Source organism: Flavobacterium granuli (assembly GCF_031456055.1).
Classification (GTDB): domain Bacteria; phylum Bacteroidota; class Bacteroidia; order Flavobacteriales; family Flavobacteriaceae; genus Flavobacterium; species Flavobacterium granuli_A.
The window spans coordinates 116,710-140,432 of record NZ_JAVDTX010000009.1 but is presented as its reverse complement, the minus strand read 5'-3'; the positions used below and the strand labels follow the sequence as shown (position 1 = coordinate 140,432).

Here is a 23,723-nt window from a genome sequence, read left to right as displayed (position 1 = left end):
TTTAAAATTATAGACGGAATGAAAAAAATAATCATCTTTTTATTTTTCATCTCTACATCAATTTTTGCACAAATTGATAGAGTTGAACCTCCTTTTTGGTACGCAGGAATGCATAATCCAGAATTGCAGATTATGTTTTACGGCAAAAATATTGCTGAAAATGAAGTGGCAGTATCCAATAATATTGTGATAAAAGATGTCAAAAAAACGGAAAACCCGAATTATCTTTTTGTTACGATTGATACCAAAAATGTGACAGCACAAGATTTTGTTTTTTCATTTTCTAAAAACAAAAAAGTAACTTTTACCAAAAAATATAGTTTAAAACAAAGAAGGGAAAATTCAGCTTCTAGAAAAAGTTACGATGCATCCGATTTGATTTATTTGGTGATGTCTGACCGTTTTGCGAATGGAAATCCTAAAAATGACAGTGACAAATCGGTTACTGAAAAAGGGAATAGATCACTTCCAGGCGGAAGACACGGAGGGGATATTGCGGGTATGATTCAGCATTTGGATTATCTTAAAGAATTAGGAGCTACAGCACTTTGGCCAACGCCACTTTGCGAGGATAATGACAAAGCTTATTCGTATCACACTTACGGACAATCTGATGTTTATAAAATAGATCCTCGTTTTGGAACTAATGAAGAATACGTAAAACTTTCAGCAGAATTGCACAAACGTGACATGAAATTGATCATGGATTACGTAACCAACCATTGGGGAGCCCAACACTGGATGATGAAAGATTTGCCAACTTATGAGTGGGTACATCAATTCCCGGGTTATGCCCAAACGAATTACAGAATGACAACACAATTTGATCCTAATGCATCCCAAATTGATACCAAAATGTGTATGGACGGTTGGTTTGTAAAATCAATGCCGGATTTGAATCAATCCAATCCATTGGTGAATACCTATTTGAAACAAAATGCCATTTGGTGGATTGAATACGCCGATTTGGATGGTTTCAGAGTGGATACTTATTCATATTGTGACAAGAAAGGAATCGCTGAATGGACTAAAGCCGTAACCGATGAATATCCAAATTTTAATATCGTTGGAGAAGTTTGGATGCATGATCAGGCGCAAATGGCATATTGGCAAAAAGATAGTAAAATTGCGGCCATTCAAGGTTACAATTCGTACTTGCCTTCTGTTATGGATTTTACCTTGAATGATGTGTTTGCTAAAGTGTTCAATGAAGATAATGGGAAATGGAATGAAGGAATGATCAATGTTTATGAGAATTTCACTAACGATTTTTTATATCCGAATATCAATAGCATTATGACTTTTGTTGAAAATCATGACACAAATCGTTTTAATGAAATTTACCAAAAAGATTTGTCGAAATATAAAATGGCAATGACTTTGTTGGCAACAGCTCGCGGAATTCCACAAATTTATTATGGTTCTGAGATTGGAATGGCGGGAAATAAAGATAAAGATGGAGATGCGGCTATTCGTCAGGATTTCCCAGGAGGCTGGGCTGGAGACAGTAATAACGCTTTCGCAAAAGCGGGAAGAACTGCTGAACAACAACAGTTTTTTGATTTTTCGGCTCAATTATTCAATTGGAGAAAATCTAATGATGCCGTACATTTTGGAAAAATGAAGCATTATATTCCAGAGAATAATGTTTACGTATATTTCAGATATACAGATTCAAAATCGGTTATGGTAGTAATCAATAACAATAAAGAATCTAAAACTTTCCCACCGGCTCGTTTTCAAGAAAGCATTTCAAATTACAAAACCGGAAATGATGTGCTTTCAGGAAAAACAATTGATTTGAAAAATGACATTGCTATAGAAGGAAAATCTGTTTTGATTTTAGAATTGAAATAAAACCTAAACCATTAAGAAGTTGGACTTCTTAATAGTTCAATAAATAAAATGATTATGAAAAAAATATTTCTTTTCTTTTTAATTTCCAGCTTTTCCTTTGCCCAAAATGCAAATAGAAAATTTGAAAGTTATAAAGTAGTCCAAAATACTTTGGAAATAAAAACATCGGATGGGCAGTATTTCATTAAACCCTATTCTGATAAAATAGTAGAAACTACTTTTTTGCCTTCTGGTGAAAAATTGAATTCTAATTCGCATGCCGTTGTTTTGACTCCTGCGAAATCGGTTTTTAAAATAAAGCAAAGCGAAAACGAGCTTGTGTTTTCCTCTAACGGAATTACGGTTTCTGTTGTGAAAAGTCCATTCCAAATTAGCTATTTGTATAAAAACAAACCGTTGATTTCGGAAAAAAACGGGTATGTAAAAAGAGGGAATGGAAGCAAAGAACAGCCAAAAGAAACGTTAGAGTTTAATTTGGAAACTTCAGAAGCGCTTTATGGAGCCGGAGCCCGCGCGTTGGGAATGAACCGTCGCGGAAATCGTTTGGAATTGTATAATCAAGCCGATTACGGATACGGAACACATTCTAAAAAGATGAATTTCTCTATTCCGTTGGTAATGTCATCCAAAATTTATGCAGTTCATTTTGATAACGGAGCTATCGGTTGGTTGGATTTAGACAGCAAAAAAGACAATACGTTAGTTTACGAAACGATCTCTGGTAGAAAAACTTATCAGGTAATTGCTGGTGATTCTTGGACGGATTTAACTTCGAATTACACTTCATTGACAGGAAGGCAACCTCTTATTCCACGTTGGGTTTTGGGAAATTTTTCGAGCCGATTTGGGTATCATACGCAAGACGAAGTAACCAAAACCATTGACAAATATATCAAAGATGAAATCCCTGTGGATGCGATAATTCTTGATTTGTATTGGTTTGGGAAAACGGTTACTGGAACAATGGGGAACTTGGATTGGGACAAAGATAATTTTTCGGATCCGAAGAAAATGATAAGCGATTTGAATAGCAAAGGAGTTAAAACCGTATTGATTACAGAGCCGTTTATTTTGACCACTTCAAGTAAATGGCAAGATGCGGTTGACAAAAAAGTATTAGCTACGGACGATGCCGGAAATCCATTCAAATATGATTTCTTTTTCGGAAATACAGGACTTGTGGATGTCTTTAAACCCGAAGGGAAAGATTGGTTTTGGGGTATTTACAAAGGCCTAATCAACCAAGGAGTTGGTGGTTGGTGGGGAGATTTGGGCGAGCCTGAAGTATTTCCGTCAGCATCATTCACCGCACAAGGAAAAGCCGACGAAGTGCATAATATTTATGGACATACTTGGGCCAAAATGATTCACGAAGGCTACAAAAAAGATTTTCCAAATGTGCGTCCATTTATTCTGATGCGCGCTGGATATTCAGGTTCTCAAAGTTATGGAATGATTCCGTGGTCTGGTGATGTAGGCCGTTCTTGGGAAGGCTTACAATCGCAACCCGAAATTGCACAGCAAATGGGAATGCAAGGAATGGCGTTTATGCACTCGGATTTGGGTGGATTTGCAGGAGATTATTTTGACAATGAATTGTATGTTCGTTGGTTGCAATATGGCGTTTTTCAGCCTGTTTATCGTCCACATGCACAAGAAGAAGTGCCATCGGAACCTGTGTATAAAGACATTGTGACTAAGGCAAAAGTCAAAAAACAAATTGAGTTGCGTTACCAAATGTTGCCGTACAATTACACTTTGGCTTTTGAAAACAACAACAAAGGTTTGCCATTGATGCGTCCATTATTTTTTGATGAACCGACGAATGAAAAATTATTGAACTCTTGTAGCTCTTATTTGTGGGGGAATGATTTTTTGGTGACTCCAATTACTAAATCAGGAGTTACAAGCACGACCGTTTATTTTCCGAAAAACAGCAATTGGTATGACTTTTATAATGGTTCGAAACATGAAGGTGGAGTGACAGAGAATGTTGCAGTTTCGGCAGATAATATTCCTGTTTTTGTTCGAGGAGGCGCTTTTATCCCAATGATTAAAACGATTCAAAATACGACCAAATATTCGTTGGCTAATTTTGATTTACATTTTTATTTTGATGAAAAAGCAACTTCAAGCACCGGAAAATTATACAATGATGACGGACTGATACCTAATGCTTTCGAAAAAGAGGCATATGAAATATTGAATTTTTCAAGTAATGTAACAGCCAAAACAATTACGCTGAAAATGAATACAGTTGTTGGAAAATCGTTTACCAGCGCGGATAAAAACGTTACCTTATTGGTTCATAGTATCAATACCAAACCAACAAAAGTTACGATCAATGGAGCAAATGTTGATTTTAAAACGAATGCCAACACGCTTGAAATTCCGGTAGTGTTGAAAAAAGGATTGGATAACGAAATTAAAATACAATTATAGTATGATGAATAGAAAAATAATAGTATCGCTGTTTGTTTTATTGGCAACAACTTTTGTGGTTGCTCAAGGGAAAAAAGATTCTAAAGGGAAAACTGAAAAAACACCCTTTGTATGGGAAGGTGCTAATTTATATTTTTTGCTGACAGACCGTTTTAATAATGGTGATAAATCAAATGATATAAATTTTAACAGAACCAAAGTCCCTGGAAAACTTCGTGGTTTTGAAGGAGGAGATCTCAAAGGAATTATTCAGAAAATAGACGAAGGATATTTTACAAAACTAGGAATCAACGTGATTTGGTTTACCCCAGTTGTTGAGCAAATTCACGATGCGACAGATGAAGGAACGGGTGTGAGCTACGGATTTCATGGCTATTGGACAAGAGATTGGACAGCATTGGATCCGAACTTTGGGACTAAAAAAGATTTAGCCGAGTTGGTAAAAAAAGCTCACGCTAAAGGAATCCGAATTATGCTTGACGGCGTTATCAATCATACCGGGCCTGTGACTCCTATTGATACGGTTTGGCCAGAAGATTGGGTTCGCACAGGGCCAAATTGCCTATACAAAAATTTTGAGAATACCACCGCTTGTACATTGGTTGCTGGTTTATCCGATGTAAAAACGGAAAGTAAAGTTGAGGTTGCATTGCCTCCTTTTTTGATCGAAAAATGGAAGGCCGAAGGAAGATATGATAAAGAAATGGCTTCATTGGATGCTTTCTTCAAAAGGACAGGTTATCCAAGAACTCCAAAATATTACATAATAAAATGGTTGACAGATTATATCACTGAGTTCGGAATTGATGGCTACAGAGCCGATACGGTTAAACATACCGACGAAAGTGTTTGGGCCGATTTCAAAACGCAATGTGATTATTCATTTGCGCAATGGAAAAAAAACAATCCAACCAAAGTCTTGGACAACAATCCTTTTTACACCATTGCAGAGGTTTATAATTACAACATCAGTAATGGAAAGATATACGACTTCGGGGATAAAAAAGTAAATTATTACGAGAATGGTTTTACAGGCATGATTAATTTTGAATTCAAAAGTGATGCCCAAAAAGATTATGCAAGCTTATTTTCAAAATATTCTGTTTTGTTGAATGGTCAATTAAAAGGGAACAGCGTTTTGAATTATTTGTCTTCTCATGATGATGGAGGTCCATTCGATGCCAAACGTACCAAAACAATTGAAAGCGGGACAAAATTACTGTTGACTCCCGGAATTTCCCAAGTATATTATGGTGATGAATCCGCTCGTTCTCTTGTGGTTGAAGGAACTCAAGGCGACGCCACATTGCGTTCTTTTATGAATTGGGATGCCATAAACACAAATGCCGAAACCCAAAAAACATTGTTGCATTGGCAAAAACTGGGTCAGTTCAGAGTAAACCATCCATCGGTTGGAGCTGGTGTTAATACAGAGATTTCGACAAAACCGTATGTGTGTTCCAGAACTTTTACCAAAGGGAAATATTATGACACAGTTGTGATTGGTTTGGATTTAATCATTGGAAAAAAGGAAATTCCTGTAGGTTCAGCATTTAATGAAGGCGCCAAAGTAAAGGATGCTTATTCCGGTGTAATTGGAACCGTTTTGAATGGAAAAGTTATTGTTGACAGTGAGTTTGATATCGTTCTGTTGGAATTAAAAAAATAATTAAAAATAAATTGTACCGAAACGCCTTTAGAAATGAAGGCGTTTTTTTATTTTAGTGGGATGAACAAAATTCTCAAAATAGGACATCGAGGAGCCAAAGGCTACGAACCTGAAAACACTTTGATTTCGTTCGAAAAAGCAATCGAAATGGGAGCTGACGGAATCGAATTGGATGTACATCTAAGCTTAGACGGACATTTGATTGTGATCCACGACGAAACGATTGACAGAACAACTAATGGCAAGGGAGTCGTAAACGAATTGACCTTACAGGAACTGAAGTCCTTTACAATCAATGAAAAATATGCAATTCCAACGTTGGATGAGGTTTTGGATTTAGTCAATCAAAGGTGTTTTATAAATATTGAATTGAAAGGTCAGGATACAGCTGAGAAAGTGGTTCAATTAATTGAACATTATATTTCAGATAAAAATTGGAATAACAATCATTTTATAGTGTCCAGTTTTGATTGGAATGCCTTGCAACAAGTTCGTTTTTTAAATGAAAATATTAGAATAGGAGTTTTAACAGAAAGTAATTTGGATCTAGCAATTTCTTTCGCCCGATTTATGAAAGCCGAAGCCCTACACCCCGATTTTCAATTATTAACCAATGAATATACTGCCAAAATTCAGGAGAGAGGAATTCAGGTTTTCCCTTGGACAGTAAATGAAAAAGAGGCTATCCAAAGTATGAAATCATTCAAAGTGGATGGTATAATCACCGATTTTTTGGATTTGCTTTAAAGAACTAAGAACCGATATTCTTTAAGAACCGAATGCTTACATTTGCATTCTAATTTATTTCTTTCCAAAATCATGAATCAAAATTTTGACATACTTGTTGTTGGCGGTGGCGCTGCCGGTTTTTTTACGGCTATCAATATCGTAGAGAAAAACTCGAAAACTAAAGTAGCCATTCTTGAAAGAGGATCTGAAGTGTTAGGAAAAGTTCGTGTTTCTGGAGGAGGACGTTGCAATGTGACCCATGCCTGTTTTGAGCCTAATGAATTAGTGAAATTTTATCCACGTGGCGAAAAAGAATTGCGCGGTGCCTTTCATCAATTTTGTTCGGGTGATACAATAGAATGGTTTGAAAAACATGGAGTCGAGTTGAAAATTGAAGAAGATGGGAGAATGTTTCCGGTTTCGAATTCTTCACAAACGATTATAGATTGTTTTGTAAAAGCAACTCAAAAGCTTGGAATTTCGGTGCTCACAGGACAAAGCGTTCAGTCCATTTTCAAAAAAGATAATTTGTGGAAAGTAGAAACGCAACATGAAAATTATATTGCAGAAAAATTGGTTCTTGCAACGGGAAGTAATCCTAAAATTTGGGAAATGCTTCAACAAAAAGGCCATGCGATTGTTAGTCCGGTTCCCTCCTTATTTACTTTCAACATAAAAGATCCACGAATTAAAGAATTACCCGGTGTAGCAGCTCAAGTTACAGTAAAAGTAAAAGATACCAAATTGGTTTCAACTGGCCCGTTGTTAATCACGCATTGGGGAATGAGTGGGCCTGCAATTTTAAAATTATCGGCTTGGGGAGCACGAATTCTATTCGAAAAAAATTATCAGTTTACTATTAATGTGAATTGGCTAAACGATGTTGATGCCGAAGACGCTGAGAAAAGTTTAAAAACCTTGAAGCAGGAGCATGCCAAAAAAGCAGTATCCAAGAAATCGCCGTTCGACTTTCCGAATCGACTTTGGGAAAGTTTGGTTTTAGCATCAAATATTGAAGCTGAAACTAAATGGGCCGATTTATCTAAAACGCAATTACAAAATTTAGTCAATCAATTAACGAATAGCACTTTTCAAGTCAATGGAAAAAGTACTTTCAAAGAAGAATTTGTAACCGCCGGCGGAATCGATTTAAAAGAAATCAATTTCAAAACCATGGAAAGCAAACTTCATGAAAACCTTTACTTCGCAGGTGAAATCGTGAATATTGACGCAATTACTGGCGGATTTAATTTCCAAAATGCTTGGACCGGTGGGTTTATTGTGGCGAATGCTATGTAAGCAAAAAAATAATTAACAAAAATTTACATCACTTATAAGTTTTTCTTTGGGAGTATTAGAATATATTTACTTTCAAAAAATTCTTACTTATGAAAGTAAAATTACTTTTAGCATTGTCCTTATTTGTATGTCAATTTAGTTTTTCGCAAGCAGAAAAACATCTTAAAGGAGTAATTTCGTCAGAGAGTTTCTTATTGGTAAACGCGCTTGTCATCAATAAGACTTCTCAAAAAAGTACCAAAACGAACGATAGAGGTGAATTTGTAATTACTGTTAAAGCTAATGACAGTCTGCTTTTTTATGCTAAAGATTATTATTTAAAAAGGCTGAAAGTTTCTGAAGAACAGATTGGGCAGAATAATCTGCAAGTTGTAATGATCAAAAAACCAGAAGAGTTAGATGAAGTTGTAGTTGAAAAAATACATAGCATTAAACTTAGTAATGACAAAAAATACGAGCAAAGTAAACTAGATGGTTACGCTACAGAAAAATTTGACAATAGAGAAGGATATCAAACTATGAGGGAAGGTACGTTTGTTAACGGGTTAAATTTTGTTACAATTGGCAAAAAGCTTCTAGATTTATTCACAAAAGAAAAAGAACCAGAAAAGGAAGCTCAGCCAGAAATTGAATTTGCTACATTGGCAAAAAACACATGCGATCAAAAATTCTTCACAGATAGTTTAAAATTAAAACCTGAAGAAATTGAGCTTTTTCTTCAATTTTGTGATGCCGATCCAAAATCGAAAGGACTAATTGAGAATAGTAATATACTCAGTATGATGGATTTTTTATCAGCAAAAAATGTTGAATTTCGAGAGCTAAATAGTTATGAAAAATAAAGTTGTGCCTTTCAATATGGGCAAATGACTAATTACTGCCAACTATCTATTCAACCACCAAATAGCTCCGTTCAAAACTGTTGCAAAACTTACCCAAAGTAAATAAGAAATAAACAAATAACCCGAAATTTTGTTGATTTTGACAAATTGAATATAGGTTTCATAAATCATCAGCCATAGAATAATGATTTCCAAACCAGCTAACATTGGGTTTTTTAAACCAAAAAACAAATACGACCACAAAGCATTTAATGCCAATTGTATCGCGAAAAACTGCAAAGCTTTTTTAACTAATTCTTTTTCAAAATCAATTCTGTTCCATACTAATCCTGCTGCAATTCCCATCATAATATAAAGTGTACTCCAAACTGGTGCGAAAACCCAATTGGGTGGATTAAAACTTGGTTTAATCAGCGTTGGATACCATGTCGTTATAGATGATCGGGTAACTATTCCAGAAAAATAACCCACAACTAGGCAAGTAACAACAATAGATAATATTCGGGTAATCTTATTCATTTCTTATGATTTTAGCGAAGCCAAAATTACTTAAAACTTTCGAAGGATTATCAAATAAAGGAATAAACGATTTCAGCAAATAAAGTATCTTTGCCGAAAATTATTATTTATGTTCGAAACTGACGATTTTATTCCATCAAAATATAGCGAATCAATAGACCAAGGAAGTTTTTCATGGAGTGCACCCAGTAATATTGCTTTGGTAAAATATTGGGGAAAAAAAGACAAGCAGATTCCAGCAAATCCATCCGTTAGTTTTACTTTGAATAATTGCAAAACGATTACGACTTTGGCTTTCGCCAAAAAACAAAACGACGGTAATTTTTCTTTTGATTTATTATTTGAGGGGAAGCCAAAAGAAGACTTCAAGCCGAAAATTCAAAAATTCTTGGAACGCATTGAAATATACTTGCCGTTTCTAAAAGAGTATCATTTTACGATTGACACTGAAAATACTTTCCCCCATAGTTCTGGAATTGCTTCATCAGCATCGGGAATGGCGGCTTTGGCAATGAATTTTATGAGTTTGGAGAAAGCTTTAAATCCAGATATGACGGAAGATTATTTCTATGGGAAAGCTTCATTTTTGGCTCGTTTAGGCTCAGGAAGTGCCTGTAGAAGCGTAAAAGGACAAGTAGTAGTTTGGGGAAATCAAGCGAATATAAAGGGAAGTACGAATTTGTATGGAGTTGAGTATCCGTATGAAATCCATTCTGTTTTTAAAAATTTCCAAGACACAATTTTATTGGTAGATAAAGGTGAAAAGCAAGTTTCGAGTACAGTCGGTCACGATTTGATGCATGACCATCCATTTGCCGAAAGGCGATTTACCCAAGCCCATGAAAATCTAGACAAACTGATCCCCGTTTTTAAAAATGGTAATCTTGAAGAATTTATCAAAATTGTAGAGAGTGAGGCTTTGACTTTACATGCGATGATGATGACTTCTCTGCCATATTTTATTCTGATGAAACCAAACACATTGCAGATTATTAATGCGATTTGGAAATTTAGAAATGAAACCAAAATCCCGGTTTGTTTTACTTTGGATGCTGGAGCCAATGTGCATGTTTTATATCCAAATGATGTCAAAGAAAAAGTATTGCAATTTATTAAAGCCGAATTAGTTGGCTATTGTCAAAATGGGCAGTATCTTTGCGACGAAATTGGGAATGGCGCGATATTTGGTTAATTCTTTTTTTCGTATCTTTAATTCTTAATTATTGTAATTATGGATTTGAATGCGGAAAAATTGGATTTGATTAAGAAGATTGCAAAAACAAGAGATGCTGATCTTCTGAAGAAAATAAAAACCTTTTTTGAAGACAAAGAGAAAGAGGTTTGGAAGGAATTAACGCCCGAACAGCAAGAAGAAATAAACATAGCAATACAAAATGAAAATCGCGGAGATGTAGTCGATTTTTGAAATAAACAATATAATTACCAACCCCAAATTGATAATTAAAAACACACACATGAAAGGACCTTTATTTTACTCAAAAATATTACTCTTTGGAGAATACGGAATTATTCGTGACTCTAAGGGGTTGTCAATCCCTTATAATTTTTACAATGGTGCTTTAAAGAAAGATGCTAATCCTTCTGCTGAAGCGATACAGTCAAATGGTCATTTGAAACGATTTGTAACTTATTTGGAGCAATTGCAAAAGGAGCAACCTAATTTGGTGACTTTTGATTTAGTGACTTTAAATAATGATGTTCAAACAGGGATGTATTTTGATTCCAGTATTCCGCAAGGATATGGTGTAGGTAGTAGTGGTGCTTTGGTAGCCGCGATTTACGATAAATACGCACAACATAAAATCACGGTTTTAGAGAACTTAACACGTGAAAAATTATTGACTCTTAAAACTATTTTTTCTCAAATGGAGAGTTTTTTCCATGGGAAAAGTTCGGGACTGGATCCATTGAACAGTTATTTGAGCATTCCGATTTTAATAAATTCAAAAGATAATATTGAAGCTACTGGAATTCCAACCCAAAGTTTTGATGGAAAAGGAGCTGTGTTTTTATTGGACTCTGGAATTGTAGGCGAAACTGCTCCAATGGTTAATATTTTTATGGAAAACCTTAAAGACAAAGGATTTCGTGCAATGTTGAAAAACCAATTTGTAAAATACACAGATGCTTGTGTTGAGAATTTTTTGGGTGGCGATATGAATTCATTATTCGAGAACACTAAAAAATTGTCAAAAGTTGTCTTGAATAATTTCAAGCCAATGATTCCGGAACAGTTTCATGGTATTTGGCAAAAAGGGATAGATTCAAATGATTATTATCTGAAACTCTGCGGTTCTGGTGGAGGTGGTTATATCCTTGGATTCACACAAGATTTAGAAAGAGCAAAAGAATCTTTGAAGGATTACAAATTGGAAGTTGTTTATCAATTTTAATTTTTTATTTGAAAACAAACCAATTTCATAAGCACTACCTATAAACTCCAAATTTCCCCCCATGTTAAGTAGGCAGCATAAACTATTTGTATTAAAGATTGTGAGTTTGTTCTCTGTAGTTAGAGGTTATAACATTCCAGTTATAGCTTTAGCTCAATATTTATCTGCTATTTTTATATTGGCTCCCGAGAAAAGAGCTTTGTCCATATTGTTGGATTTTCAGCTTTTTATAATTGTATTGGCATCCAGTTTAACAATTGCTTCCGGATATATAATCAATAGTTTTTACGACAGTAAAAAGGATTTGATTAACAAGCCGAATAAATCACAATTGGATCGTTTGGTGAGCCAAAAAACCAAACTTCAAGTCTATTTTAGTCTCAATTTTTTTGTGGCTTTAATAGCTTTTTTTGTTTCATTTAGAGCAGTTTTGTTTTTTTCGGTTTATATTTTCTTGATTTGGTTTTATTCCCATAAAATTAAAAAGTATCCTTTAGTAGGAAATTTAATGGCGGCTTTATTGGCGGTTTTGCCGTTTTTTGGGATTCTGCTATATTTTTATCTGAAAATGCCATTGTATGAAATCGAAAGTAATAGCGGTAAACTTGCCGTTATCCTTTCGCATGGCGCTTTTTTGTTTTTGTTAATTCTGATTCGCGAAATGATAAAGGATTTGGAAAATTTAAAAGGTGATTTTGCCAATGATTATAAAACGATTCCAATTATTTATGGGGAAGAAGTTTCCAAAAAAATAATCACAGGATTGGCGCTATTGACCATTATTCCGGTTTATTTTTTAATCAATGTTTATGATGTTGGTTATATGGATATTTACTTTTATTCGGGTTTTATAATTATGATTTTTTTCTTGTTGTATCTCTGGAAATGGGAAACCAAAGAGAGATATGTTTTACTTCACAATGTATTGAAATTTCTTATTGTAGCTGGTGTATTCTGTATCGTCTTGATCAATCCTAGCGTTTTATGGAACGGTAAAAAAATATTAATGACTATTTAGTGATACTTTGATTAGGATATTCATTTTTATAAATCTTTAGAAGGGTCAATGGTCATTTAATTAAGTAGTTAGCTTTTTCTAATTGCCAAAAATCGTTTCCCAATGATATAAATAGTATCTTTGCAGCAAATTATAGAATATTATGAACAATAAGGAAGGCAATAATAAAAGAAGTGGTGCTAGACCAACAAGCTCTAGACCAAGTTCCAATAAGCCAAAACCTGCGATGCAAAAAAGGGCACAAGGGCCAAAAAAAGTAAAAACAATTGTAAAAGTTGCCGATACTACTGATAAAGTAGAGAAAAAACCAAATCAAGCGCCTAAAAGACCTAAAGTAAAAGATGAAATTCGTTTGAATAAATACATCTCAAACTCAGGCACTTGCTCTAGACGTGATGCAGATATTTACATTCAATCAGGAAATGTAAAAGTAAATGGTATACCTGTTACCGAAATGGGTTATATGGTAAAACCAGGAGATGTTGTTAATTTTGATGGAGTAGTTTTGACACCAGAGAAAAAAGTTTACATCTTATTAAATAAACCTAAAAATTTCACTACTGCACTTGATGAAGGTCAAGAATATCGTAATGTTTTAGAATTAGTAAAAGGTTCTACTAATGCGAAAATCGGAGCAATAGGTAGAATGGATAAAAACACAACAGGACTTTTGTTGTTTACTAATGATACGGACATGATTCGTAAGTTTACATTGCCGAATCAAAAATCTTCCAAAATCTACCAAGTTTCTTTAGATAAAAATTTAAAATTTGAAGATTTAGAAAAAATAAACAAAGGACTTGTTCTTGATGGACACCGTGTTTTTGTTGAGGATGTTAGCTACATTGAAGGAGAAGCCAAAAGTGAAATAGGACTTCAATTAAGATCTGCAAATGTAAAAGTAGTACGTTCTATTTTTGAACATTTCAGTTATGATGTACTTAGAATTGACCGAGTTGCTTTTGCTGGTTTAACCAAGAAAAATTTGCCACGAGGAAATTGGAGATTGCTAACAGAACAAGAAATTATCAATTTGAAAAATGTATAATTTTTAGAAGATAACTTCAAAATCCCTTTCATCAAAAATGTAAAGGGATTTTTTAATTTTAAAACAAACAGAATGACAGCAGAAAAATTGCAATCTATAGCTTTTAAATGGTTTGAAGCATTTAACAATCATAACTTAGAACAATTATTGTCGCTTTATGACGATGAAGCAGAGCATTTTAGTCCGAAATTGAAAATTCGTAAGCCTGAAACGCAAGGTTTAGTAACTGGAAAAGCGGCTTTAAGAACTTGGTGGCAAGATGCTTTTGATCGTTTACCAAGTCTGCATTATAAAGTAACTTCTCTAACGGCCAATGCAGATCGTGTTTTTATGGAATATATACGTACTGTTGAAGGTGAAGAAGACATGCTTGTTGCTGAGGTTCTTGTAGTAAAAGAAAATATAATTGTTGCTTCAAGAGTTTATCATGGATAATGATTGAACCGATTTTAATTATTTAAAAATCCCATTTCGCTAGAAAAATTGAAATGGGATTTTTTTTGGAAAAGATCGAAAGAAAAATAAAAGTATAGATATTATAGTCTAATTATAGAATTACGAAAACGTTAAACCTATGAAAAATAATCAAATTAGTTCTTTAAAAAATAGTTCTTTGATAAATATAATTACTTTTAAAATTCATTAATAATTAATCAATTATTAAAAAGTCTAAGTTTAAAAAGTAAATTATAAAAAATGAGATTAAAAATTGCACTACTGCTAATTTTCAGTTTTCTGGCTTTTGGGGTTAGAAGCCAAAATGCAAATCCTGAAATAGACAAGAAAGTTGCCGAATTGCTTTCTAAAATGAGTACCGAAGAAAAAATCGGTCAGATGACACAAATTACGGTTACTTCTTTTGAGGCTAAAGGAAAACCGGGAGAATTTGATATGGCAAAATTAAATGAGGCTATTCAAAAATACCATATTGGTTCTATTTTAAATGTACCAAATCCAGGAGCTCCAACTATTAAAAGATGGAATGAAGTAATTACAGCAATTAGTAATGAAGCTAATAAATCCAGATTGAAAATCCCAGTATTGTACGGGATAGATGCTATTCATGGTTCGAGTTATACAGCTGGAGCAACATTGTTTCCACAACAAATAGGAATGGCAGCAACATTCAATACTGATCTTGTTAAAAAAGGAGCTGAAATTTCGGCTTACGAAACTAGAGCTTCTTCTATTCCTTGGGTTTTCTCACCAGATTTGGATTTGCCTAGAAATCCAGCTTGGTCAAGAATGTGGGAGTCTTTTGGAGAAGATGTGTATTTATCAAGCCGAATGGGTGAAGCGATGGTAAAAGGTTTTGAAGGGAATAATGTTGGATCAAAATACAGTGTAGCTTCCTGTATGAAACATTATATAGGATATGGTAGTACAACGACTGGTAAAGACAGAACGCCAAGTATTATCCCAGAGCGAGTGTTGAGACAATTTGATTTGACCATTTACCAAGCGGCTATTAAAGCTGGTGCCAAAAGTGTAATGGTGAGTTCGGGTGAGATTAATGGAACTCCTGTTCACGCAAGCAAATACTTAATAACTGATGTGTTAAAAAAAGAATTAGGTTTTCAAGGAGTGGTAGTTACCGATTGGAAGGACATTATTTATCTCTATACTAGACATAAAGTAGCTGAAAATAATCGTGAAGCAGTAAAGTTATCTGTATTGGCGGGAATAGATATGAGTATGGTTCCAGAAGATTATACTTTTTATGTTGATTTGTTGGATTTAGTGAACAAAGGCGAAGTGCCAATGTCAAGAATTGACGATGCTGTAACTAGAATTTTGAAAATGAAATTTGAATTGAATTTGTTTCAAACTACTGTTGCTAATTTGAAGGATTATCCAAAGTTTGGTTCTCAAGAGTTTATTGATGCGGCATACAATACTGCGGCTGAATCAATCACTTTGTTGAAAAACAACAATGCTGTATTGCCTTTAAATAAAAACGAAAAAGTATTGTTAACTGGTCCTACGGCCAATAGTATGAAGTATTTGAATGGAGGCTGGTCTTACAACTGGCAAGGAGAAAATTCAGACACTTATGCTGCAGATAAAATGACAATTCTGGAAGCATTGCAAAATAAAATAGGCAAAGAAAATGTGTTGTATACACCTGGAGCCGATTTAGCTAACTTTGATGATGCTGAAATTGCAAAAGCGGTTGAAATGGCCAAAGGTGTTTCAAAAATTATTTTATGTCTTGGCGAGAAAAACTACACTGAAACACCAGGTGATATTAGCAATTTATACATTACTGCTTCGCAATCTAAACTAGCCTTAGCTTTATCTAAATTGAATATACCAATTGTTTTGGTTTTAAATGAAGGTAGACCGAGATTGATAAGTGATTTTGAAGATAGCATGAGTGCTGTAGTACAATGTTATTTGCCAGGAAATGAAGGAGCAAGAGCATTAGCAGATATATTGTATGGAGATGTGAATCCAAGTGGAAGATTGCCGTATAATTATCCAAGATATCCTAATTCATTAGAAAAATACAATCGTAAATACACGGAAAGTTTAGGAGACGAAGAGCAAAATAATGATGCCAAATACGAAAAAAGCTATTCGCCTCAATTCGAATTTGGAACTGGTTTGTCTTACACAACTTTTGCATATTCTAACCTAAAAATTGATAAAACTGAAATAAGCAATTTGGATGATTTAAAGGTAACAGTTGATGTGAAAAATACAGGAAAAGTAAGTGGAAAAGTATCTGTTTTGCTTTATTTATCAGATAAAGTGGCGAGCATAACTCCTGAAGTTAAGGCGTTGAAACGATTTGAAAAAATTAATCTTGCTTCTGGAGAAAGCAAAACAGTAAGTTTTACTTTGAATCAAAAAGACCTTCAATTTGTGAATAATGATTTAAAATGGATTTCTGAAAAGGGAACTTTCAAAATTCAAATAGAAGGACTTACGCAAGAGTTTGTGTTGAGATAGGTAATATTTAGTTAAATAAAAATGGTAACAAATCTTAAGATTGTTACCATTTTTTATTTTAAATATGTTGTGTTTTAGAACTTGAAAATTTTATTTAAGAAATGAGTCTTCGAATCGGTTTTTATTACTGTATTAGAATCGGCGTAAGCATCTTCATATTCAAAATTTGAATAGCCAAGAAGAACTCTAATGCCTTCTGGAACATTGTTTAATATTACTTTTTTTTGTGAATTTAAATCATTTTGGATAATTATCGACTTTTGTCTTTCATTTACAAAATGAGATAATATTAGCATGACTGCAAAATTTAGAATAGCCCCTGCAGTTTCACTTTTAATCCCAACTTCATTTGATATCATTTCGGAAATACGTCCTTTTTTGTTGGAGAAAATCATATTCAATGGAATAAGGCCTTCTTGTTCAAAAGAGTAATTTATGGAAGAAACTTTTCCGTTTTCAAATTCTATGGTTTTGTAAAATTCGGTAAAAGTTATTGAGTCAATGATTTTATCATATAAAATGGTGTTGTCCATTATATTTTCGAGACCAATAAGAACTGTGCAAATACTGGTGTCAATAGATTTTCTCAATAATATTTCATTCTCTTCAAATTTTTTGCAAAATATTGAAATTAATGGCGAAGTAATAATGTTTCGCAGTTGAAGAAGTAATATGGGGGTCATACTTTATCTTTTATCAAACAAATTTTTATTTGTATCAATTTTAAATAATCGACAAAATGAATTATTTTTCCGATTATCTGATAAATATATAAAAAAATTAACAATAGACAAGAAAAATATTATTTTTTATAAAAACATTGTTTTATAGGTTGAAAAAATAATACCATTAGTTATTATCGTTTGTGATAATGATGTAGTATCAATTAGTTTTATGTTAATTTAAGTGTGATCAATCTAGATATCCAGGAAAAAAAGTATTCATAATAGAAGTAAGTCCCTCTATAGTAAGAATCTTATTTTGAAAACCTGAAATTACAGGGAAATTTGAAGCTTTTTCTTTATCATCGGGGTTAAGCGAGCTGGTGAGCATTACAATTACAACATTGTCTCTTAGATTTTCATCCAAATTCGAAAAGGCTTCTGCAAATTCCCAACCATCCATCACTGGCATATTGATGTCCAGCAAAATCAACATGGGCTGTGGAAAGATACCATCTGATTTTTCATATTTCCCGGTGTTTGTCAAGTAGTCTAGTGCCTGACGACCATTTAAAGTGGTTTCGATATGATCTGTTATTCCTGCTTTTTTGATTAGCATTTTGCTTATAAAATTGGTTGCCATATCGTCATCGACTAGCAAAATAGAATTTAATTTTTTCATACTTAGCAATTATTTATTTTTTAAGGACAAGATATTGGGGTTATTTTGGTATGGTAAAGTAAACAATTGTACCTTGACCAAATGTTGATTCTATCCAAATGGTACCTCTATGTAAGGCTACAATTTTTTTGCAAATTGCGAGACCTATTCCTATTCCAGTATATTCATCCCGATTGTTGAGGCGTTTGAAAATGATAAAGATCTTTTCTTTATTCTGCTTCTCTATTCCTATTCCATTATCTTCTACAGCAAACTGCCAATTGTCTTCAATTTGTTTTGCAGTGATACTGATAGTCAAAGGAGTTTCGTTTTTTCTAAATTTTATTGCATTTTCTATTAAGTTTTGAAATAGTTGAATCAATTCTATAGAATGCCCTTCGACTTTAGGTAATTCTCCAATGATAATTTGTGTTTCTGTTTTTTGAATGCTATTGGATAAAGTTGAAATTGCATCATTTACAATTTCATTACAGTCTACTTTTGTAATTTCAATTTGGCTTCCTATTCTGGAATAGTCCAATAATCCTTTGACTAGTTTTTGCATTCTATCTGAAGATTCTAAAATAAAATCTAAGTATTGATTGATGTTTTCATTAGCATCTTTTGGGAAATCCGCTTTGATGAGTTCAGAAAAACATTTTAGTGTAAGCAAAGGCTCTTGTAAATCATGTGAGGTGATATAAGCAAATTGTTCGAGCTCTTTGTTTTGAATTTGTAATTTTTGGTTTTGAATAGCAATTTCTTTTTCATTCTCCTTTCTTTGTGTGATATCACGTGCAATGGCATCGATATGATGCGGGACTCCATTTTTGTCAAAAATCATCTTGCCACTAAGAGAAATGTGTTTTATTGCTCCTGATTTTGTCTTAATTAATTTTTCATAATTATTTAAAATTAAATTTTCATTTATGAGGATAATCGCAATATCATTTTTTTCATCATCAGGTTGTAAAAATGACGTAGGTTTTCCAATTAATTCATTTGCAGTGTATCCGCAAAATTCTTCAATAGATGGACTTAAGTCTGTAAAAATTCCATTAATATCGGTTTGAAAAATGACATCTGGAATGTTTTCAAATATGTTTCGATATTTTTCTTCACTTTTTCTCAAATTTTCCTCAGCTTTCATTTTTTCAGTGATATTGGTTGAAATAACTGTAGCTCCTATAATTTCATTGTTTTGATTTACAATAGGACTTGTTCTTAACTCCCAAAAAGTGTTATTGGCTTCAAAATTCCTTATAGTAGTAATACTCTCTCCTGAAAAAACTTTGGTCAGAACCGCCATCGATTCTTCAAGTTCATCTTTGTTAATTAAACAATCCTGTAATTTAATCCCCAACTCAATGTCTACACCGTTCATTATTTTCATATTATGGCGATGCAAACTGTTAAAGCTTAAATATTCATAATTTAAACCTAAAGAGTAAATGCTGATATCTTTTGGACTTTCAAGAGTAGACTCGAGCAAAATTTGATTTTTACGGAGATCTTTTTCGTTTTTTTTAATTAAATCATCAGCCCTTTTCCGCTCAGAGATTATTCCTGCTAAGAAAAGACTGCAAATAGAAATTACACTCAAAAATAGATCCAAAAATAAAATAGAATCATTAATATATTCTTCATTAAATGGTCCAATCCCTTGAGCTGTTGTTATAATTGCAAATAATGAAATTATTATGATGATGAGTGTGGTGATTTGAATTTCAAAACGATAAACAGACCAGAACAATAAAGGTAAGATGAGGTATTTCAAGTCGGTATGTTGAAAAAACACTCCGAAACACAATAAAATGGTTGTTAGTCCATAAAGTGTTAATTCTAAGGAATTAAAATTATTTTTATTGAAAGAGTCTTTAGAAAACCAGGATAACATGAAGGGAGTAATTAAAATTATTCCAATGGCATCACCAAGCCACCATGTTTTATAAGTGTACCAAAATTGCTCTGCGGTAATTGAGTCATTAAGAAAAAAGCTGGTTACTCCAATCAAAGAAGTAATAGTCGAATAAGCGATTGGCCCTAAAATAAGTAGTGTCAATACATTTTTCCCATTGTTCAATGGATACTCTTTTTTGCATAAGCGAACGACTAGAATTGTCGCTATAATTGATGCTATTACAGAACCGATTGAAATAAAAAAGGCTGTTGGGAGGTGGTTTAAAAAAAATGTTTTATCTAGGCTAGCTATGTCTTTATTGAGGAGAGTGTTTGAATAAAGTGAGCCAATCCAAATGCCAATCAATGCGTTGCGCCCCAAAATCAATGTCGAGGCAAATGCAAATCCCGAAGCAAGAAAAATGGGACTAACTGTACTGGTATCAATTGTTAATGAAAAACTTATTTTGGCAAGTAGTATATATAATGTTGCAACCACAAGAACCGCTATTGGACTTGATCTTAATATAGATGGTATTGAATACAATGGGGTTAATGAGTTATTTGGTTTCATTATATTATGGTTGTATTAATGTCAACTACTCAAAATTAATAAGATTTATCGGAATACACTGATTATGATGGGCGTTATTTTCGTAAAAAAGTAATTAACATTTCTTAAATGTAAGTTTGTTGGCATGAATTTATAAAATTTTGATATAATTTTTATAAATCTAATGCGATTTTTTGTTGATGCCTTTGCGGTGGGTTTTCCGGTTTTTGAATCCAATTAAGAATTACAGTCGTATGGAATGAATGTAATATTTTTATTTTCGACTAACTAAAAATTAAATAGTTTTTAGGAAGATATTAAAAACAAAAAACCCACTCGTTTGAGTGGGTCTTGTGGTACCTCCAGGGATCGAACCAGGGACACATGGATTTTCAGTCCATTGCTCTACCATCTGAGCTAAGGTACCTTGCTGATTAGTTCGTTTTGTTGCTATTTGCATAGCAGTTTCGTGAACTTGTTTGCGGGTGCAAATATAGAATCTTTTTTAAATTAAACAATACATTTTTTAAAAAAAATCTATTCGTACCTTAGCATTTTTAAAAAAGATAATATGGTTTTAACTATTGATGTAGGAAATACAAGAATTAAAGGTGCTGTTTTTGAGGAATATAACACAATAGAATTTTTTGTTTTTTCTAAAGATGAAATTCAGGAAAAAATTGAAACTATTTTAAAAAAATATGAAAAAGTCACACATTTAGTTGTGGCTTCTGTAGGGAGTATAGATAAAAAGTCTTTTTTGTATTTTCAAAAAAAACTTGATGTATGGTTTGTTTCACATGAAGATGTTTTTCCTTTTGCCAATAATTATGCTACTCCAAAAACCTTGGGAATAGACAGGATGGTATTGGCTGCTGGTGCAACTTTGCAGTTTCAAGGTCAAAATCGATTAATTATTGACGCAGGAACTTGCGTGACTTATGATTTTGTAGATCAAAATGATGTGTACCATGGTGGAGCCATTTCTCCAGGTTTGCGTTTGCGATATGAATCGTTGCACCACTATACCGAAAAGCTACCATTGTTAACAGTAGAGAGTCCCAAACATTTCATAGGGGATTCAACTGCAGAAGCAATCCATTCTGGTGTTGTAAATGGATTGGTCTATGAGATTAATGGTTTTGTCGATGAATATCAATCAAAATATCCAAATTTTATAATAATTTTAACGGGTGGGGACACAGAATTTTTGGCTAAACGATTAAAAAATACCATATTTGCCAATTCAAATTTTCTGTTAGAGAGTTTGAACCAAATTTTTCAATATAAAATAGAAAATGATTAAAAAAATTATTGTTATTGCATGTTTCTTTTTTTCACTAATGTCTAATGCTCAAAGTGGATCTGCCTCTCCTTACTCTTTTTTTGGAATAGGTGAATCCAGATTTAAAGGGAATCTCGAAAATCGTTCCATGGGAGGCTTGAATATTGAGCAAGATAGTCTTCATATTAATATCTTGAATCCTGCCAGTTTTGGCAGTGTGCGATTTACCACTTTTACAATGGGGGGAAATTATACTGCAACAAGTCTAAAGACGGATTCCAATAAAGAAAATGCACAAAGAACAACATTAGATTATTTAGCGGTTTCTTTACCATTAGGAAAAATAGGTGTTGGATTTGGATTGTTACCATATACTTCGGTGGGATATAATATTCAATCGACAAGTACAGAGCCAGACGGAGTAAATAATGTTTTGAAGGGAACTGGTGGTTTAAACAAGGCTTTTTTCTCATTAGGATATACAATCATTCCGAATTTAGTAATTGGTGCTGATATGCAGTATAATTTTGGAAGAATTAACAATTCAAATTTAGAATACATTTCAGGTGTGTCAATTGGAAGTCAGGAGGAAAACAAAGCTGATTTAAATGGGTTTACAGCTAATTTTGGAGCAATGTACAAGCACAAAATCTATAAAAAAATAAATTTGTACAGTAGTTTTACATATACTCCTCAAAGTAAATTGTCTTCCACTAATACTAGAACAATTTCTACCGTAAACTATAATTCTAATTTTGATATTGCTGTTGTTGATGTTGTTGATGCAAAGGAAATAAGAGCAGATTTGACAATTCCAGATAAAACCTCTTTTGGTTTTGGTGCTGGACAAACTAAAAAATGGATGATAGGAACTCAGCTGGTTTTTCAAAATGTTGGTAAACTTACATCTGATTATAATACTTCAAGCAATACAACTTACGGAAAATATTCAAGTTATAGTTTAGGAGGTTATTATGTTCCTAACTATAATGTTTTCTCAAAATACTATCAAAAAGTGGTGTATAGAGCTGGTTTGAAATACACAAAAACTGGTACTATTGTCAATTCAGAAGAGATTGATGACAAAGGGATAACTCTAGGTTTTGGTTTGCCGGTTCCAGGAGGTATATCTAATGTTAATGTTGGTTTAGAATATGGACAGCGCGGTACAACTGCAAAAGGATTAGTTCAAGAAGATTATTTTACTTTTGCACTGAGTTTCTCTCTTAATGACAAATGGTTTGGACAAAGAAAAATTGACTAACTATTAGCTCAAATAATTCTGTTTTCCTAATTGACATTGATTATGACTTTCTATAAAAAATATATTCTATTCCTTTTGCTACTAATTATTGTTGTTAGTATGACTTTGGGTTGTGAGAGTAATTTTAAGGAAGTTCAAAAAAATGATTATTCGGAATTTGTTCCTAGCGGTGATGCCGATAATGTGAATTTAAAATACACGGATTCCGGGAAAATAAAATCCATATTGGTGAGTCCGAAAATGTTTGATTATGCCAATGTTGATTTTGTTTTTACAGAATTCCCAAAAGGAGTTGACGTAACGATATATGATAATAAAGGAAAGAGAACTTTTATCAAATCGAATTATGCTGTTTCGTATAAGGAAACAAGTATCATTGACTTACAGGGCAAGGTGAAAATTACTTCGGAGGCAGGACAAATGCTGGAAACGGAACAGTTATATTTTGACCAAAAAAATCAATGGTTTTATACAGAGAAAAAATTTAAATTAACAGATGCTAAAGGAGGTTCGACTGGACAGGGAATTGATTTTAGCAAAGACTTTAAAGTCGTAAATTCACAACGAATAGAAGGAGAGATTGAATCTTCAGAATAATAAAAATAAC

General features: G+C 33.3%; 20 protein-coding genes and 1 tRNA gene. 16 read left to right on the top strand and 5 right to left on the bottom strand.

Features of this window, described 5'->3' with window-relative positions; all coding sequences use genetic code 11:
• The first annotated feature begins 18 nt into the window (after positions 1–18).
• From J2W95_RS17295 to J2W95_RS17270, 6 genes are all read left to right on the top strand, one after another.
• Positions 19–1,857 carry a glycoside hydrolase family 13 protein gene (locus J2W95_RS17295; protein WP_310009280.1) on the top strand — a complete coding sequence of 613 codons (1,839 nt, stop codon included), beginning with the start codon at positions 19–21 and terminating at the stop codon, positions 1,855–1,857.
• Between the two features lie 54 nt (positions 1,858–1,911).
• A complete protein-coding gene (locus J2W95_RS17290; protein WP_310009278.1) occupies positions 1,912–4,299 on the top strand; it encodes a glycoside hydrolase family 31 protein in 2,388 nt (795 codons plus the stop codon).
• A 4-nt stretch (positions 4,300–4,303) separates the two neighbouring features.
• The gene (locus J2W95_RS17285) at positions 4,304–5,968 is read left to right on the top strand and encodes an alpha-amylase family glycosyl hydrolase (protein WP_310009300.1); all 1,665 of its coding nucleotides are present in this window, start codon (positions 4,304–4,306) and stop codon (positions 5,966–5,968) included.
• 33 nt (positions 5,969–6,001) lie between these two features.
• Positions 6,002–6,715 carry a glycerophosphodiester phosphodiesterase gene (locus J2W95_RS17280; RefSeq protein WP_310009276.1) on the top strand — a complete coding sequence of 238 codons (714 nt, stop codon included), beginning with the start codon at positions 6,002–6,004 and terminating at the stop codon, positions 6,713–6,715.
• A 72-nt stretch (positions 6,716–6,787) separates the two neighbouring features.
• Positions 6,788–7,996 carry a BaiN/RdsA family NAD(P)/FAD-dependent oxidoreductase gene (locus J2W95_RS17275; RefSeq protein WP_310009274.1) on the top strand — a complete coding sequence of 403 codons (1,209 nt, stop codon included), beginning with the start codon at positions 6,788–6,790 and terminating at the stop codon, positions 7,994–7,996.
• Positions 7,997–8,085: 89 nt separating this feature from the next.
• Complete coding sequence (locus J2W95_RS17270) at positions 8,086–8,838, top strand: hypothetical protein (RefSeq protein ID WP_310009272.1); 753 nt, start codon at positions 8,086–8,088, stop codon at positions 8,836–8,838.
• A 42-nt stretch (positions 8,839–8,880) separates the two neighbouring features.
• Here J2W95_RS17270 and J2W95_RS17265 read toward each other — a convergent pair whose 3' ends face one another.
• Positions 8,881–9,357, bottom strand: coding sequence for a TspO/MBR family protein (locus J2W95_RS17265; RefSeq protein ID WP_310009271.1), 477 nt, complete (start codon positions 9,355–9,357; stop codon positions 8,881–8,883).
• A 109-nt stretch (positions 9,358–9,466) separates the two neighbouring features.
• On the opposite strand from J2W95_RS17265, the gene J2W95_RS17260 reads away from it, so the two are divergent.
• The 7 genes from J2W95_RS17260 to J2W95_RS17230 all read left to right on the top strand — a co-directional run bounded on the left by J2W95_RS17260 (position 9,467) and on the right by J2W95_RS17230 (position 16,792).
• Entirely contained in the window at positions 9,467–10,549 is a 1,083-nt protein-coding gene (locus J2W95_RS17260) for a diphosphomevalonate decarboxylase (protein ID WP_310009269.1), read from the top strand.
• A 39-nt stretch (positions 10,550–10,588) separates the two neighbouring features.
• Entirely contained in the window at positions 10,589–10,783 is a 195-nt protein-coding gene (locus tag J2W95_RS17255; protein WP_310009267.1) for a hypothetical protein, read from the top strand.
• 49 nt (positions 10,784–10,832) lie between these two features.
• Positions 10,833–11,771, top strand: coding sequence for a mevalonate kinase family protein (locus J2W95_RS17250; protein WP_310009265.1), 939 nt, complete (start codon positions 10,833–10,835; stop codon positions 11,769–11,771).
• A 61-nt stretch (positions 11,772–11,832) separates the two neighbouring features.
• Positions 11,833–12,789, top strand: a complete 957-nt coding sequence (locus J2W95_RS17245) for a geranylgeranylglycerol-phosphate geranylgeranyltransferase (protein ID WP_310009263.1) — start codon at positions 11,833–11,835, stop codon at positions 12,787–12,789.
• Between the two features lie 142 nt (positions 12,790–12,931).
• Entirely contained in the window at positions 12,932–13,837 is a 906-nt protein-coding gene (locus J2W95_RS17240; RefSeq protein WP_310009261.1) for a pseudouridine synthase, read from the top strand.
• Between the two features lie 72 nt (positions 13,838–13,909).
• A complete protein-coding gene (locus J2W95_RS17235) occupies positions 13,910–14,272 on the top strand; it encodes a nuclear transport factor 2 family protein (RefSeq protein ID WP_310009259.1) in 363 nt (120 codons plus the stop codon).
• A 261-nt stretch (positions 14,273–14,533) separates the two neighbouring features.
• The gene (locus J2W95_RS17230) at positions 14,534–16,792 is read left to right on the top strand and encodes a glycoside hydrolase family 3 N-terminal domain-containing protein (RefSeq protein ID WP_310009256.1); all 2,259 of its coding nucleotides are present in this window, start codon (positions 14,534–14,536) and stop codon (positions 16,790–16,792) included.
• Between the two features lie 74 nt (positions 16,793–16,866).
• On the opposite strand, the gene J2W95_RS17225 is transcribed toward J2W95_RS17230, so the two are convergent.
• From J2W95_RS17225 to J2W95_RS17210, 4 genes are all read right to left on the bottom strand, one after another.
• The gene (locus J2W95_RS17225) at positions 16,867–17,475 is read right to left on the bottom strand and encodes a hypothetical protein (protein WP_310009254.1); all 609 of its coding nucleotides are present in this window, start codon (positions 17,473–17,475) and stop codon (positions 16,867–16,869) included.
• A 229-nt stretch (positions 17,476–17,704) separates the two neighbouring features.
• On the bottom strand, positions 17,705–18,136 hold the full coding sequence (locus tag J2W95_RS17220; RefSeq protein ID WP_310009252.1) for a response regulator: 432 nt from the start codon (positions 18,134–18,136) through the stop codon (positions 17,705–17,707).
• 40 nt (positions 18,137–18,176) lie between these two features.
• A complete protein-coding gene (locus J2W95_RS17215) occupies positions 18,177–20,588 on the bottom strand; it encodes an MASE1 domain-containing protein (protein WP_310009250.1) in 2,412 nt (803 codons plus the stop codon).
• A gap of 333 nt (positions 20,589–20,921) precedes the next feature.
• Positions 20,922–20,994 (bottom strand) — tRNA-Phe (locus tag J2W95_RS17210).
• 144 nt (positions 20,995–21,138) lie between these two features.
• Between J2W95_RS17210 and J2W95_RS17205 the strand changes: the two genes are divergently transcribed.
• The 3 genes from J2W95_RS17205 to lptC are packed head-to-tail and all read left to right on the top strand — an operon-like array spanning position 21,139 to position 23,713.
• Entirely contained in the window at positions 21,139–21,873 is a 735-nt protein-coding gene (locus tag J2W95_RS17205) for a type III pantothenate kinase (RefSeq protein WP_310009248.1), read from the top strand.
• Complete coding sequence (gene bamG, locus J2W95_RS17200; RefSeq protein ID WP_310009246.1) at positions 21,866–23,116, top strand: BamG family beta-barrel-assembly machinery protein; 1,251 nt, start codon at positions 21,866–21,868, stop codon at positions 23,114–23,116. The genes J2W95_RS17205 and bamG overlap by 8 nt, the downstream gene beginning before the upstream one ends.
• A 42-nt stretch (positions 23,117–23,158) precedes the next feature.
• Positions 23,159–23,713, top strand: coding sequence for an LPS export ABC transporter periplasmic protein LptC (gene lptC / locus J2W95_RS17195; RefSeq protein ID WP_310009243.1), 555 nt, complete (start codon positions 23,159–23,161; stop codon positions 23,711–23,713).
• Positions 23,714–23,723 lie beyond the last annotated feature (10 nt).

Bases quoted from the DNA above. Each gene is read 5' to 3' on its own strand.
- J2W95_RS17295 (WP_310009280.1), top strand. From the start codon at position 19: ATGAAAAAAATAATCATCTTTTTATTTTTCATCTCTACATCAATTTTT.
- J2W95_RS17290 (WP_310009278.1), top strand. From the start codon at position 1,912: ATGAAAAAAATATTTCTTTTCTTTTTAATTTCCAGCTTTTCCTTTGCC.
- J2W95_RS17285 (WP_310009300.1), top strand. From the start codon at position 4,304: ATGAATAGAAAAATAATAGTATCGCTGTTTGTTTTATTGGCAACAACT.
- J2W95_RS17280 (WP_310009276.1), top strand. From the start codon at position 6,002: ATGAAGGCGTTTTTTTATTTTAGTGGGATGAACAAAATTCTCAAAATA.
- J2W95_RS17275 (WP_310009274.1), top strand. From the start codon at position 6,788: ATGAATCAAAATTTTGACATACTTGTTGTTGGCGGTGGCGCTGCCGGT.
- J2W95_RS17270 (WP_310009272.1), top strand. From the start codon at position 8,086: ATGAAAGTAAAATTACTTTTAGCATTGTCCTTATTTGTATGTCAATTT.
- J2W95_RS17265 (WP_310009271.1), bottom strand. From the start codon at position 9,357: ATGAATAAGATTACCCGAATATTATCTATTGTTGTTACTTGCCTAGTT.
- J2W95_RS17260 (WP_310009269.1), top strand. From the start codon at position 9,467: ATGTTCGAAACTGACGATTTTATTCCATCAAAATATAGCGAATCAATA.
- J2W95_RS17255 (WP_310009267.1), top strand. From the start codon at position 10,589: ATGGATTTGAATGCGGAAAAATTGGATTTGATTAAGAAGATTGCAAAA.
- J2W95_RS17250 (WP_310009265.1), top strand. From the start codon at position 10,833: ATGAAAGGACCTTTATTTTACTCAAAAATATTACTCTTTGGAGAATAC.
- J2W95_RS17245 (WP_310009263.1), top strand. From the start codon at position 11,833: ATGTTAAGTAGGCAGCATAAACTATTTGTATTAAAGATTGTGAGTTTG.
- J2W95_RS17240 (WP_310009261.1), top strand. From the start codon at position 12,932: ATGAACAATAAGGAAGGCAATAATAAAAGAAGTGGTGCTAGACCAACA.
- J2W95_RS17235 (WP_310009259.1), top strand. From the start codon at position 13,910: ATGACAGCAGAAAAATTGCAATCTATAGCTTTTAAATGGTTTGAAGCA.
- J2W95_RS17230 (WP_310009256.1), top strand. From the start codon at position 14,534: ATGAGATTAAAAATTGCACTACTGCTAATTTTCAGTTTTCTGGCTTTT.
- J2W95_RS17225 (WP_310009254.1), bottom strand. From the start codon at position 17,475: ATGACCCCCATATTACTTCTTCAACTGCGAAACATTATTACTTCGCCA.
- J2W95_RS17220 (WP_310009252.1), bottom strand. From the start codon at position 18,136: ATGAAAAAATTAAATTCTATTTTGCTAGTCGATGACGATATGGCAACC.
- J2W95_RS17215 (WP_310009250.1), bottom strand. From the start codon at position 20,588: ATGAAACCAAATAACTCATTAACCCCATTGTATTCAATACCATCTATA.
- J2W95_RS17205 (WP_310009248.1), top strand. From the start codon at position 21,139: ATGGTTTTAACTATTGATGTAGGAAATACAAGAATTAAAGGTGCTGTT.
- bamG (WP_310009246.1), top strand. From the start codon at position 21,866: ATGATTAAAAAAATTATTGTTATTGCATGTTTCTTTTTTTCACTAATG.
- lptC (WP_310009243.1), top strand. From the start codon at position 23,159: ATGACTTTCTATAAAAAATATATTCTATTCCTTTTGCTACTAATTATT.